Origin of the sequence: Streptococcus mitis (assembly GCF_905187495.1) — a bacterium.
GTDB classification, from domain to species: domain Bacteria; phylum Bacillota; class Bacilli; order Lactobacillales; family Streptococcaceae; genus Streptococcus; species Streptococcus mitis_CU.
Genome location: NZ_CAJJIB010000022.1, coordinates 36,713 through 50,695 on the forward strand (window position 1 = coordinate 36,713; position 13,983 = coordinate 50,695).

General features: G+C 35.3%; 16 protein-coding genes and 1 pseudogene. 3 read left to right on the forward strand and 14 right to left on the reverse strand.

The window, feature by feature from the left end:
• Positions 1 to 89: 89 nt before the first annotated feature.
• From JQ843_RS04095 to JQ843_RS04150, 12 genes and pseudogenes are all read right to left on the reverse strand, one after another.
• Positions 90 to 779 carry a CPBP family intramembrane glutamic endopeptidase gene (locus JQ843_RS04095; RefSeq protein WP_203212963.1) on the reverse strand — a complete coding sequence of 230 codons (690 nt, stop codon included), beginning with the start codon at positions 777 to 779 and terminating at the stop codon, positions 90 to 92.
• Between the two features lie 31 nt (positions 780 to 810).
• Positions 811 to 1,044 (reverse strand): ComC/BlpC family leader-containing pheromone/bacteriocin, encoded by a 234-nt coding sequence (locus JQ843_RS04100; protein WP_084923456.1) that lies wholly within the window; start codon positions 1,042 to 1,044, stop codon positions 811 to 813.
• A 905-nt stretch (positions 1,045 to 1,949) separates the two neighbouring features.
• Positions 1,950 to 2,228 carry a hypothetical protein gene (locus JQ843_RS04105; protein WP_000042207.1) on the reverse strand — a complete coding sequence of 93 codons (279 nt, stop codon included), beginning with the start codon at positions 2,226 to 2,228 and terminating at the stop codon, positions 1,950 to 1,952.
• Positions 2,229 to 2,825: 597 nt separating this feature from the next.
• Positions 2,826 to 3,035 carry a Blp family class II bacteriocin gene (locus JQ843_RS04110; RefSeq protein ID WP_033684778.1) on the reverse strand — a complete coding sequence of 70 codons (210 nt, stop codon included), beginning with the start codon at positions 3,033 to 3,035 and terminating at the stop codon, positions 2,826 to 2,828.
• Between the two features lie 15 nt (positions 3,036 to 3,050).
• A complete protein-coding gene (locus JQ843_RS04115) occupies positions 3,051 to 3,299 on the reverse strand; it encodes a Blp family class II bacteriocin (protein ID WP_033684777.1) in 249 nt (82 codons plus the stop codon).
• 245 nt (positions 3,300 to 3,544) lie between these two features.
• Positions 3,545 to 4,582, reverse strand: coding sequence for a DUF6568 family protein (locus JQ843_RS04120; protein ID WP_203212964.1), 1,038 nt, complete (start codon positions 4,580 to 4,582; stop codon positions 3,545 to 3,547).
• 160 nt (positions 4,583 to 4,742) lie between these two features.
• Positions 4,743 to 5,138, reverse strand: a pseudogene (locus tag JQ843_RS09585) (immunity protein).
• Positions 5,139 to 5,219: 81 nt separating this feature from the next.
• A complete protein-coding gene (locus JQ843_RS04130; protein WP_203212965.1) occupies positions 5,220 to 5,888 on the reverse strand; it encodes a CPBP family intramembrane glutamic endopeptidase in 669 nt (222 codons plus the stop codon).
• Positions 5,889 to 5,921: 33 nt separating this feature from the next.
• Complete coding sequence (locus JQ843_RS04135; RefSeq protein ID WP_203212966.1) at positions 5,922 to 6,089, reverse strand: hypothetical protein; 168 nt, start codon at positions 6,087 to 6,089, stop codon at positions 5,922 to 5,924.
• 12 nt (positions 6,090 to 6,101) lie between these two features.
• Positions 6,102 to 6,281, reverse strand: coding sequence for a bacteriocin class II family protein (locus JQ843_RS10000; protein WP_306800717.1), 180 nt, complete (start codon positions 6,279 to 6,281; stop codon positions 6,102 to 6,104).
• A 331-nt stretch (positions 6,282 to 6,612) separates the two neighbouring features.
• Complete coding sequence (locus JQ843_RS04145) at positions 6,613 to 7,302, reverse strand: CPBP family intramembrane glutamic endopeptidase (RefSeq protein ID WP_203212967.1); 690 nt, start codon at positions 7,300 to 7,302, stop codon at positions 6,613 to 6,615.
• Between the two features lie 24 nt (positions 7,303 to 7,326).
• Positions 7,327 to 7,563, reverse strand: coding sequence for a bacteriocin class II family protein (locus JQ843_RS04150; protein ID WP_203212968.1), 237 nt, complete (start codon positions 7,561 to 7,563; stop codon positions 7,327 to 7,329).
• 284 nt (positions 7,564 to 7,847) lie between these two features.
• On the opposite strand from JQ843_RS04150, the gene blpA reads away from it, so the two are divergent.
• The 3 genes from blpA to blpC are packed head-to-tail and all read left to right on the forward strand — an operon-like array spanning position 7,848 to position 11,588.
• Complete coding sequence (gene blpA / locus JQ843_RS04155) at positions 7,848 to 10,001, forward strand: peptide cleavage/export ABC transporter BlpA (RefSeq protein ID WP_203212969.1); 2,154 nt, start codon at positions 7,848 to 7,850, stop codon at positions 9,999 to 10,001.
• A 10-nt stretch (positions 10,002 to 10,011) separates the two neighbouring features.
• Positions 10,012 to 11,373, forward strand: coding sequence for a peptide export ABC transport accessory protein BlpB (blpB, locus tag JQ843_RS04160; RefSeq protein WP_203212970.1), 1,362 nt, complete (start codon positions 10,012 to 10,014; stop codon positions 11,371 to 11,373).
• A gap of 56 nt (positions 11,374 to 11,429) precedes the next feature.
• Positions 11,430 to 11,588 (forward strand): quorum-sensing system pheromone BlpC, encoded by a 159-nt coding sequence (gene blpC / locus JQ843_RS04165; RefSeq protein WP_078141630.1) that lies wholly within the window; start codon positions 11,430 to 11,432, stop codon positions 11,586 to 11,588.
• A 300-nt stretch (positions 11,589 to 11,888) separates the two neighbouring features.
• Here the strand turns inward: blpC and JQ843_RS04170 are convergent, their stop codons facing one another.
• Positions 11,889 to 13,229, reverse strand: coding sequence for a sensor histidine kinase (locus JQ843_RS04170; RefSeq protein WP_203212971.1), 1,341 nt, complete (start codon positions 13,227 to 13,229; stop codon positions 11,889 to 11,891).
• 13 nt (positions 13,230 to 13,242) lie between these two features.
• Positions 13,243 to 13,980, reverse strand: coding sequence for a response regulator transcription factor (locus tag JQ843_RS04175; protein ID WP_203212972.1), 738 nt, complete (start codon positions 13,978 to 13,980; stop codon positions 13,243 to 13,245).
• Between the last annotated feature and the right edge of the window lie 3 nt (positions 13,981 to 13,983).

Sequence of the window (13,983 nt, forward strand, 5' to 3'; positions counted from 1 at the left end):
AATCTTCCCAATCAACTAATAAGAAGTGAATAATATTAAATTCCATTATTCACTTCTTAAAATCGATAATTATTTTTAATCTACTATTTTTAGCTAAATACCCTGTGTAAAAAAGTCAGCAAAAATGGTAATGTTGCGAAAATATTATTGATCACATGCACCGTATAGGAAGGATAAATGCTCTTTGTATAGCGAGTCAAACTAGCAAAGATGATGCCAAATGTTGCAAAGACGAAGATATCTAACAGACTAGGCAGGCTTGAAAAATGAGGAAGAGCAAATAAAATTGACGGAAGAAGCAAATCAAGGCCAAATCTCGAATGCTTAAAAAAGGCGTGTTGCAGTAATCCTCTATAAATCAGCTCTTCCATAAGTGGAGTCAGAAAGAACAGGGTTATATAGATACCTAGCTCAGCAAAGTTGGTCCCACTATAACCAATCAATACAGCCCAACCTTCAGCAGTTGACTGAACATGTTTAGCTGCCTGAACGTTAAAAGAGATATAGAGCACTACCACTAGTACTGTCAAAATCGAATACCAAAGCCATTTTTTTCTCGGAATGCGAAAGAGATAACCATGGCCTGTCTTAACCAGAATCCAAATCATGACTCCGCTAAATAGCAAACTCAAGATATTTTGAATCCAGACGAAATTGCCAATCTGGGAAGAAAATTGCCAATAATTTTGGACGATAAGCGTCAGCTGAGAAAGACCAAATACGAAAAATAAGTAAGAGAAAACTGCACTTATTTTGAATAGAAGCTGATACTTTTTCATAGAAACTCTTCCTCATTTCTTATATTTCAGCCTATATTCCACATAAATGGAAACCTGCTCCTATATAACCACGGTCATGATAACCACGCGGGCAGTACCCACTTACTGGAAAAGGACCTGAATTTTTTAATATAGAAGGGTAAGCACCGAATGGACTTCCCTGATCAGCGTGCCCTTTATAAATATCAGATACATCCCCACCCTCTATATGATCAAGTATTTCAGTATCCATAATTTCAAATTGTTCCATCATTTTTGTATCCATGACAAATACTCCTTTTTATTTTTAATTTTTGTCCTGTTGCAACTTTGACAAGTTTAGTATATCACTGTTTATTAATTTTTTTCATCCAAATCATAAATGGTCATCAAAACCTCTTGAATTGTTAAAAAATTTAAAAAAGCAAGCATGGAAAACATACTTGCCCTGGGGAAACTTGACAATTTGAAAATACAAAATAGAGAACTACTCACCCTCACTTCCGTATGTTCTCATATATTCTCATGATCGCAACAAGGATAGCAACTGTCCCACTTGCCAAAACGAGAAGGGTAATAATAATGTTGAAGATTTCAGGCGTACTCCCTATTCTGTTGATAAGACGGAGTAGGGATATAACTGTCAACTGAATCAGGAGTATTGATTCTACTCTTACCAATGAAGTCAGTCGGTTTTCAACCGCATATAAAAAAGCTGGTAATAAAACACAGGCTATAGCAATCACAAACAGGTTACTCCCTGTTTCTTCTCCCTTGTTCACCACGGAAATCATGAGAAGATTCGAAGCTATGATCAACGTAGAACAGATGATAAAAAAGGATTTCTTATTCATTTAATATACCTCACATACTATGGTAAAAGTCAAACTGGACAAAGACAAACTTAACTGTTAGCTTCTGAAAATTGAAACATTGTTTTTGTATTCACGAGGAATGCTTTTTTTATTTTCGTCCTGTTAGAATACCGTTACTTGTACTCCATCAAGCAACCCCATTCCATTAGATAGTATGTTGTCTAGCTCCTCCATCTTTTCATCTGAAAATGTTATTTTTCAGCGTTGATTGCTTTTTCTATAGGTCGCTATCGTCCTTGACAACACCATCTTCCCAAACTCTTCTCCAAGCAACTTCTTTTTCCTTGCCATTTTTTACCCCTTTATTTTACATTTTTTAGTTCTGATTGTTGTTTTTTTCTTCCTCGTCGTCTTCTTTTCTTTTATTCTTTTTATAATCGTTCAGCATTTCAAAACCTTTATCAAAAGCAAAAAAACCTAAACCTAAAGAAAACGGTGCTCCGACTATTTCTATAACTTTTGCCCACCTTGGCCCAAAATCTTCTGAGAAATAAGCAAGCGCCCCGACGGCTACAACTGCTAAAATTAAAAAATATGCTCCAAAATCTGCACTTTCTGTTACTCTAGCTTTTTCTGTTCTACTATTCTTACTCATGATAATTTTCCTTTCATTTTTAACTTTTCTACTTCCGCTAATACTAACTATTTACCATGCTTTTTTACCTATGCATTAACTACTATTTAACCCTCTAAAAGTGGTTAGTTTTCTGCCTTCCTCTCCTCGCTACCTCACGATAGTCAGGCCTGGGAATCATTATTGGGTTCACCAGTAGCAGGTGTCCACCGAGGACTTACACCTCAGATATACGACATGCCCGTCGTACTTAAAAAAGAAAGGATGAAATTCGTCCTTTCTTGATCTTAGCTTTTCTTCAACTCATTACAGTTGACAATGAGCCAAAGGATAGTTAATAACCTATTGAAGTGTCAAATGTTGCTAACTCCATTGATCTTCAAATTTAAATAGGCACATTATCGGAGTTATCAGTAAGAAAAAATCTAACCAGTTCAAATAATTCATAATATAGGATATAATACCAGCCATAACGAAAAGGTACAAAGCTGTACGATATCCTCTCTTTTGGTTTTTATCAGCCTTGGTGTTAAAAATAATGTACACACAACAAATTGCAATGAGTATAAGCTGAATCATAGTTTCATTTAACATATTAACACTCATTCCTTTTTAAAACTATTTTGGTGGTCTCAATCCATAAGCTACAAAGCCACCTACTATAGCGCCTCCTGCTGCGCAAATAAAGTAAGCTTGGGGGCCTCCAGCAATACAAGATTGTCCTGCCTGAAATGCACCCGACAAGGCTCCTACAAGTACATCTCCTCCCAATCCACCTCCAGAAATATTACTTAATTCTTGATTATCTACTATTTTGTAATTAAACATAATTTCTATTCCCTTCTATGACCAAATATTATCAGCAATTGCAGTAAAAGAACCACCAAGTTTAGCTCCAGCCCAAGCACAGGCAGCAGTCATAGCCCATGTGGCACCACCAGTAAGGAGTCCTCCTACCCCACACATAGCAACTCCGATACCTGCTCCATAGACAGCTCCTTTTCCTACTGTTCCCCAATCAGTTCCTCCCTCAATGCTAGCCAGCATTTCAGTATCCAAAACATCAAATTGAGTCATTGTTTTTGTTTCCATGAGGAATACCTCCTTTTTTATTTTTAATTTTTGTCTTGTTGCAACTTTGACAAGTTTAGTATATCATCGTTTATTAATTTTTTTCATCCAAATCTTGAATTGTCATCGAAACGTCTTGAATTGTTAAAAAATTTAAAAAGCAAGCATTAAAAACATACTTGCCCTTTCACTCTTGTCTATAGACAAATTCTAGCTATATGTTATTACAAACAAATAGTATCATTTCACCTGTTTACCATCTATTTTTATTTATGAATTTTTTGTTTCACTTTAATCATTACAGAAGCCATAAAAAACGCGACAGCCAGTCGAAGCAGTTGGTAACTTTCTTTCTCTCCTGTTTTCGGTAATAATTTTTCATTCGAAGTAATAGATTCGCTTACATAATCAGCATCCTTAACATCAGTTAAAGAAGTTTTATTTTCTTGAGCAACATCAAAAATAGGTTTGGGAGTTTCCAATTGATTCTTATTGTCTAACATTGCTAAATTGTCAGATTGAGTAGTTTTAGCTTTAGAAGTTGAATTTGTACTCTCCACTTTCCCACTATTTTCACTATTAGAATTGGGATTAACATTAGATATTTTCATTTCGGTTCTTTTTTCATCACTCATACCTTTGCTATCGCTTACAACTTTATCACTAATACTCATGCTGTCATTTCTGGTTTTCCCATCACGGACACTTTCAGTTACTGTTTCCTCAGAAGATTTCACTGTCTCCGTTTGCTTAGGTGAGTTTCTCGAGTACATATAATCATACACCTGTTGTGCAGTTGCTCCGCCACCAACCCATCCAGATATCGGATGTCCATTTTTTAAATACAAAATTGTTGGTGTTCCTGGAATACCGACTTTTTTAAATAGAAACTCTCTCGCTTCCCCATCAAAATCCTTACCATCCAAATCATAATACTCCAACTTCTTTTCAATCAAGTTATTAAATTCTTTCAATTCAGGAGAAAATTGACGACAATGAGAGCAAGTTTTTCTACCAAAATAAATAGTATGTTCCAACTGATCCTCCGTAAAAGATTGACGAACGGCTTCAATATCTATCTTTTTAAAGTCCGTAACATTCTTCTCATACTCTTCTGGGGTTACAACAGAAGGTTTATGCTCCATATTTTCCGTACCTGATTGCAAATCTGGTGCCACAAGAGAACCATCATTCGCCTGGATAGATGAAGTAGTAGGCTGTTCTTCTGCATATACAACACCCGTAGTAATAGATGCAAATACAAGTGGTACAAGTAATAGCGATTTTATCTTTTGTTTCTTCATAAGAATACTCCTTTACATTTGTTATCTTTATCTTACCTTATTTAAGATTACAAATTCATCTAAATCTTAAATGGTCATCGAAACATCTTGAATTGCAAAAAATTCATTATAAAAGGGTAAGTATTTCGAAAACACTTACCCCTTTATACTTCATTAAGCTCTACTTTTTATAATACTTCAATCTCCAAATGAGAAAAAGCATAATAATCAAACAGAGAATATCACCAATATAAGCGATTAGTTGTTGGTAGAATTTTCCTGCTGTGATACTTCTATACAAACAAATAATAGACATCAATCCTGTCAAGCCGATGAACATAAGTTGATTGGTTCTAGGACTAACCAAATCATCATCTTCAAACTCTCATTTCTATAGTGAGATAAACAGTAACCAAAATAGAAGCCAGGTTAATAATCACTAAAAGAAATTGGAAAACTAAGGAAAAATTTAAAAACTGACGAGATAGAAACAAATAAGTAGAGACAAGCAAGGGCAACTGCCCTAGTAGCACTCTCGCAAGGAAGATGTTCCGTATTTATCAAGAAAAGTTTTCATTTCTTTGTTCCTTTCTTATGCTAACAGTTCAAAGCACTGTATATAACCTCTGTTACGTAGCTATGTGACGTTATTTAAGGATTAAATAGATAATAAAAAGAGACACGTAATAGTAGCATTCATTAAGCCATGTACAACTACACAGGAATATAGATTTCTTTGCTTTATATAAAGACAACCCAATACAAGTCCTGTCACAAGATGCTGAGAAATAATCTCTCCATCATGAGCAAATCCAAAAAGAACAGCTGAAAGAAAGACAGCAAAAATGGGAGAATATTTTTCTAAAGTTCCTAAAATAATTCCTCTAAAGAGCATCTCCTCCAAAAGAGGTTGAGTAAAAGCAGTTGACAACCAAAATAGAACTGTATAAAAGAAACCACTAGTTTCAAAATGTTGAAAAAAGCTCAAAGAACTTGTATTATCGTGGGCTTTTCCAAGGACGGTAGTAAAAAATATAAAACTAACTACTAAAATTAGATTAGCCAGATAAGCAAAAATAATCCATCTCAATTCTACCCACTTGATTGGTAAGCGATCTAAAGTAGTCTCATCCCCCCATCTCTTAACAAGATATACAATAATTGTTAAACATATAAAGAAAGATAAAAAGTAGACACCTACACCGAATACTTCTCCTATCACTCCGTCATAAAATCGTCTAACAACAGATAATGGTACAACTTGAATAGCAAAAGTAAGTAAAAAGCAAGTAAGCACTTTTATAAAGATAAAACTTATGTTCTTCATAGTTTAACCTTTCTTTAATGTCTAGATGATTTTTTAGCATTGTCCCCTGTTTGTAGATTTGCTAAATCCATCTACGAAACCACAAATTGATCCAAGAAGTTGGTCGTAATTAGGAATTAGGGAAGTCCACCAAGGAGTTCCACCTCCTTGAACTTGTATTAGTTTTTCAGCACTTAAAGTTTCAAAATTTTTATTTTTCATGATATTATCTCCTTAGATACACAGTGGACACATAGCATGCAATCTTCTTTGATTTTCAACATACAAATCGAATCCATCTCTTACTAAACTACCTACTCTATACCAGAATCCGTATGAATTATCTCCACCTTCAACGCAAGCAAGCATTTCATTATCCATAACAGAAAATTGTGACATTGTTTTTGTATTCATGACGAATACCTCCTTTTTATTTTTAATTTTTGTTTTGTTGCAACCTTGACAAACTTAGTATATTATTGTTTTTAATTTTTCATCCAAATCTTGAATTATCATCGAAACGTCTTGAATTACTCAAAGAGCACAATCTTTCCAATTAACTAACAAGAAATTAATAATATTAAATTCTATTATTCAGAAATCTAATTTTATTCACTTCTTATATCGATTCAAAACTATATCTGTATAGTAATATCTATAAAATATTATTAAATTGGTTTGATTTCCCAATCAATCTGTTCAGTTTTTATTTCATTTCCCAATAATTATTTTTACTCCACTATTTTTAGCTAAATATCCTATGTAAAAAAGTGAGCAAAAATGGTAAGTTTGCTATAATATTATTAACAATATGAATCGCATAAGAAGGATAGATACTCTTAGTATAACGTGTCAGCCAGGCATATAGACAGCCTACTGTCGTATAGACAAAAATATCTGCGAGACTTGGCAAGCTAGAAAAGTGGGGCAAGGCAAATAAGAATGACGGAAATAGAAGATCCAGCCCCCACCTCGAATTCTTAAAGAAGGCATGTTGAAGCAGGCCCCTACATACCAATTCTTCCATCAGAGGTCCTAGTACGATTAAGGTTAGGTAAACACCAAACTCCGCAAAATTGGTCTCACTATAGGCAATAAACAAATTCCACCCTTCATTGGTCCCCTGAACGTGTTTAGCTGTCAGATAGTTAAAGCATATCAGCACGACAGCTGCTAACACCGTCAGGACGGAATAGCTCAACCACTTTTTTCTAGGGATACGAAAGAGATAAGCATGGCCCGACCTGACCAAAATCCAAATCATAAAGCAGATAAAGAGAAGGCTGATGATGTTTCGAATCCAGATAAGATTTCCTACCCAAGACGAGAACTCCCAATAATTGCTCCAAAATTGGGTTGTCCAAAACAATCCAAAAAACAAAAATAAATAAGAAAGAATTGCACTCGTTTTGAAAAGAATAGCGTGTTTTTTCATAGCAATTCTCCCTTAATAGCTTTTCTATCCCATTTTACATAAATGAAATCCTGCCCCTATATACCCAATATCATGATAACCACGTGGACAATAACCACTGACAGGAAATGGACCCATGTTTTTCAATGGAAACGGATAAGGATTAGGTAAAGTGTTACTAGGGTCATAATGTCCAATATTTTCATTTATATCCCCACCCTCTATACAAGCAAGCATTTCATTATCCATAACAGAAAATTGTTCCATCATTTTTGTATTCATGACAAATACTCCTTTTTTATTTTTAATTTTTGTCCTGTTGCAACTTTGACAAGTTTAGTATATCATTGTTTTTTAAAATTTTTCATCCAAATCTTGAATTGTCATCGAAACATCTTGAATTAGCTTTTTTATTTCAAAGCATATTCTATAACTTTTTAAAGATAGATAGCTTCTAATCACTTTTTTACCATTCAGGAAGTTTCAATGACTATTCAAGATTTCATAAAATATGAACTTATTTTTATGGCATAATATACCTATCTACTATATGAAAGGAATTGCCAATGACTTCTTATAAACGTACATTTGTTCCTCAAATAGATGCTAGAGACTGTGGTGTTGCTGCCTTAGCCTCGATTGCTAAATTCTATGGTTCAGATTTTTCTCTAGCTCACTTGAGAGAACTTGCAAAGACCAATAAAGAAGGGACGACTGCTCTTGGCATTGTAAAAGCCGCTGATGAAATGGGCTTTGAAACAAGACCTGTTCAAGCAGATAAAACGCTCTTTGACATGAGTGATGTCCCCTATCCATTTATCGTTCACGTTAACAAAGAAGGAAAACTCCAACATTACTATGTTGTCTATCAAACAAAGAAAGACTATCTGGTTATTGGTGATCCTGACCCTTCTGTAAAAATCACCAAAATGTCAAAAGAACGCTTTTTCTCTGAATGGACTGGAGTAGCTATTTTTCTAGCTCCCAAACCCAGCTATCAACCCCATAAAGATAAAAAGAATGGGCTACTAAGCTTCCTTCCTCTGATTTTCAAACAAAAATCTCTCATTGCTTACATCGTTCTCTCAAGCTTATTGGTCACGATTATCAATATAGGTGGTTCTTATTATCTTCAAGGAATCTTGGATGAATACATTCCAAATCAGATGAAATCAACTTTAGGAATCATCTCAGTTGGTCTGGTTATTACCTATATACTCCAACAAGTCATGGGTTTCTCCAGAGATTATCTCCTAACTGTTCTGAGTCAAAGATTAAGTATTGATGTGATTTTATCCTATATTCGCCATATTTTTGAACTTCCTATGTCTTTCTTTGCGACACGTCGTACAGGAGAAATCATTTCACGCTTCACAGATGCTAACTCTATTATAGATGCCTTGGCTTCTACTATTCTTTCTCTTTTTCTGGATGTTTCTATTCTGATTCTTGTAGGGGGCGTCTTACTGGCACAAAACCCTAATCTCTTCCTTCTTTCTCTTATTTCTATTCCTATATACATGTTCATCATCTTTTCTTTTATGAAGCCTTTCGAAAAAATGAACCATGATGTCATGCAAAGTAATTCTATGGTTAGCTCTGCCATTATCGAAGATATCAACGGGATTGAAACTATCAAGTCGCTCACAAGTGAAGAAAATCGCTATCAAAATATAGACAGCGAATTTATAGATTATTTGGAAAAATCCTTTAAACTCAGTAAATATTCTATTTTACAAACGAGTTTAAAGCAGGGAACAAAATTAGTTCTGAATATCCTTATCCTATGGTTTGGCGCTCAATTAGTCATGTCAAGTAAAATTTCTATCGGTCAGCTGATTACCTTTAACACACTTCTTTCTTACTTTACAACTCCTATGGAAAATATTATCAACCTCCAAACCAAACTCCAATCTGCGAAGGTCGCTAATAACCGTTTGAACGAAGTCTATCTAGTCGAATCTGAATTTCAAATTCAAGAAAACCCTGTTCATTCACATTTTTTGATGGGCGATATTGAATTTGATGACCTTTCTTATAAGTATGGTTTTGGACGAGATACCTTAACAGGTATTAATCTCACGATTAAACAAGGAGATAAGGTTAGCCTAGTTGGAGTTAGTGGTTCTGGTAAAACAACTTTAGCCAAAATGATTGTCAATTTCTTTGAACCTTACAAAGGACATATTTCCATCAATCATCAGGATATTAAAAACATTGATAAAAAAGTCTTGCGCCGTCATATTAATTACCTTCCCCAACAAGCCTATATCTTTAATGGCTCTATTTTGGAAAACTTAACCTTGGGCGGTAATCATATGATTAGCCAAGAAGATATTCTAAAAGCTTGCGAATTAGCTGAAATCCGTCAAGACATTGAAAGAATGCCTATGGGTTATCAAACTCAGCTCTCTGATGGAGCTGGTCTATCAGGAGGACAAAAGCAACGAATCGCTCTCGCTCGTGCTCTTTTAACTAAATCTCCTGTTTTAATACTAGATGAAGCTACTAGCGGTCTTGATGTCTTGACTGAGAAAAAAGTTATAGATAATCTTATGTCCCTAACTGATAAAACCATTCTCTTTGTAGCCCATCGTCTCAGTATAGCCGAACGAACCAACCGTGTCATTGTTCTTGACCAGGGGAAAATCATTGAAGTTGGTAGCCACCAAGAGTTAATGCAGGCGCAAGGTTTCTACCATCATCTATTCAATAAATAAGGAGAATGTCATGAATCCTAATCTTTTTAGAAGCGTCGAGTTTTATCAGAGACGTTACCATAACTATGCGACAGTGTTAATTATACCTCTTTCATTACTATTTACTTTCATCTTGATTTTCTCCCTTGTTGCTACAAAAGAAATTACTGTTACTTCCCAAGGAGAAATCGCCCCTACAAGTGTCATTGCATCCATTCAGTCAACCAGTGATAATCCTATCCTTGCTAATCATTTAGTGGCAAATCAAGTAGTTGAAAAAGGGGATTTACTCATCAAATACTCTGAAACAATGGAAGAAAGTCAGAAAACTGCCTTAGAAACTCAATTACAAAGACTTGAGAAGCAAAAAGAAGGACTTGGAATTTTGAAACAAAGCTTAGAAACAGCGACTGATCTTTTTTCTGGCGAGGATGAGTTTGGCTACCATAATACCTTTATGAATTTTACTAAACAATCCCATGATATTGAACTGGGTATCACAAAGACTAACACCGAAGTTTCAAATCAAGCTAATCTTGCCAATAGCAGTTCATCAGCCATCGAACAAGAAATTACAAAAGTTCAACAACAAATTGGAGAATATCAAGAGCTGAGAGATGCTATCATAAATAACAGAGCTCGCTTGCCAACTGGCAATCCACACCAGTCAATTTTGAATCGTTATCTTGTAGCCTCACAAGGACAAACACAAGGAACGGCAGAGGAGCCATTTTTATCTCAAATTAACCAAAGTATTGCAGGTCTGGAATCATCTATCGCAAGCCTCAAAATTCAGCAAGCTGGTATCGGAAGTGTAGCAACTTATGATAATAGTTTAGCAACTAAAATTGAAGTACTCCGCACTCAGTTTTTACAAACAGCCTCACAGCAACAACTAACCGTGGAGAACCAATTAACAGAATTAAAAGTACAGCTAGATCAAGCGACACAGCGCTTAGAAAACAATACCTTAACCGCCCCAAATAAAGGTATCATTCATCTGAACAGCGAATTTGAAGGTAAAAATAGAATTCCAACTGGTACAGAAATTGCTCAAATATTCCCTATCATCACAGATACAAGAGAAGTACTAATCACTTACTACGTATCTTCTGACTATCTACCTCTACTAGATAAAGGACAAACTGTAAGATTAAAACTGGAGAAGATTGGAAATCACGGCATTACCATCATCGGCCAACTTCAGACAATTGATCAAACTCCTACCAGAACAGAGCAAGGAAATCTCTTTAAATTAACCGCTCTTGCAAAACTATCTAATAATGATAGTAAACTCATCCAATACGGCTTACAAGGTCGCGTCACTAGTGTAACTGCAAAGAAAACATATTTTGATTATTTCAAAGATAAAATTTTAACACATTCTGATTAATTTTCAGATAACACTCTAGAACTATTTATTATCTTATCAAAAAGGAGAATTATAACATGGATAAGAATCAAAACCTAACTTCATTTCAAGAACTAACAACTACTGAACTCAACCAGATTACAGGTGGAGGATGGTGGTTAGATTCAATATTAGATATGTTAACATCTAAAATACCAGACCAAGCCAATAGGTATGGAAATCATCAACAAATGTAATCATCCAAGGTGGTATTGGATAAAAAACTTGGCTCTATAATATTTGTAGTGGGTAAATCTCCTATAGATATTATAAAGCCTATTTTGTTGTAAAAAATAAAACAGTAACCTCAGGATGGCTACTGTCTAGTCTCATTTCTTCTTAAAACCTTTATTGACTTAATAAATGGTAGAAAAGAACCTTAAAAATCATAAAATACACAACCAATCTTTTCGAAACATTTATATTATAAGTTTTATTGTAGAGTTTTAATATATTTATTCTAGTATTTGATTTTTCAATGATTCTATTATTTGTTATCATTCAATTGATATCATTGTTAAAACCTGACGAAATATTTGATTTTTGCAGGTGGTATTTAGACTGGTATTAGGATGACTTTCCACAATTTTCATGACGGTATAGAGACCAACTCCTCTCTCCTCCCCTTTAGAGCTTGCTCCAAAGGAGAAGATTTCAGAAATATCGATGCCCTCTTCTTTGATGGAATTTTCAATGATAAATGTCTCCTGTGCTCCATTTTTAAAAAAGGCGATTGAAACGTGAGGTTGACTGGCCTCTGCACTGGCTTCAATAGCATTGTCACAAAGGATAGACACAATGGTTAGAAAATCAAGCAGTCTCATTCCCTCGACCTGAATCTCCTCAGGAACTTCGACATTAAATACAATCTTCTTATCTCTGGCTTTTAGAAACTTTCCTGCTAGGAGACTTTTGAGGGCTTTATCACGAATATTCACTAATCTGCCCAGGTCATATTTGTTGTCCTGCAATTTTTCACTGGAATCCTTTAAAACAGAGTCGTAAACCTCTTTTATCTGCTCCATATCCTCCTCTTCAATGCCCAGACGTAAACTAGTCAAGAGGTTGCTATAATCATGCCGAAAGCTCCGTACTTCCTTGTAAAGTTCCTCTATATGCCGACTATAGCGTTCCATATCTCTATAGCGCAAGGTCTGCTCTTGGTTCAGTTTCTCCTGAAGTTTTTCCTTCAAATAGGTATCTAATTTCTTGATAACCCCCATAAAAAAGAGTAGATAAAATACCAGAATGAAATGGCGAACAGTCGTTGATTGTATACCTTGTACATATTCAAAATAAGACAGACTTTGCATCACTAGATAGTAAGCCCCCATTATCCAGTTAATCTTAGTCAGGGACTTTTGAAAATCTTTATCGGGAATCTCCTTTCTCAAACTAGTAAAATCATAGTCTAACCATTTCAAAAAGGCTAGAGAAATAAAGCAAATGAAAATTTTTATACATAACCAAATAAAAGAGCGGTCATCATACACATGCCCTTGCCCTAAAAATGGAAGCACAAAATAAGAAATACCTCTATAAAAGAGATTCACCAATATCATTGGAAAGAGACCATAAAAGAAAAGGAGTTTTTTAGGAAGTCCTCTTAACAGTAATAAAGACAAGCCTATGCCGTACAAGGGTTCCACAAAATAAGATAGGTAATTATTTCCTACTATATAGCTAATCGTTACAAAAATAACTACTAAAAGTAGCTTAAAAAGAAAAGCTTTAAAGACTCTCTCCAGAGTTAGAACAATTCCATCCACCTTAAAAAATATAAACAATTCCAATCCAGATAGCAAAAACACATATACGATCTTCCAAACTAATTCCATCCCATCACCTCACTCAGTGCAAGTTATTGATAGCCTCAGACACTTCCCTGACCTTATAACGCGCTATCATACAGCTCCCACCATTGGGAAAGAAAAGCAGTTTTTCTTTCTTATCCAAACGCACCACATTGACAGGATTGATGAGAAAAGAGCGATGGCACTGCAAGAGACGAGGTTCCTGCTTGAGAATCTCCTCCAAACTCGCTGTAAATTCCAACCTATCTGTCTCGCTATAGAGAATGACATGATGGGGTCTGGGCGATGTTTCGAGATAGTAAACCTCTTTAAAAGGATACTGGAATTGAGCAAATTTTGATTTAAAATAAAAGCAATCTTCCGCCAGACTTTTACTGTCTTGACTATTGGCATAGAGAAGGGCTGTTTCGATACGAGATTCAAACTCCTCTGCCGACAAGGCCTTATCAATGTAGTCCAGAGCAGACACTTGGTAGCGAAAGGACAGGGGCATAAACTCTGAGTGAGTCGTCACAAAGACAATCAGGGCATAGGGATCCCGATCCCGAATCTTTCTAGCCACTTCCAGCCCCTTCATCTCCTCATTTCGAATCTCAATATCCAAAAAGAATAGCTGATGCGCCCCCTTCTCATGCACTTCTGCCAGCAGTTGGTCTGTCTTGCCAAAGACCTCAAAAGAGCTGGGAGTGATATGATGTTCTTTCAAGAGTTTCTCAATTGTCGTTTCAATTCTAGCTTGTTGGGAAAAATCATCTTCTAAAACAAATATTCTCATCTT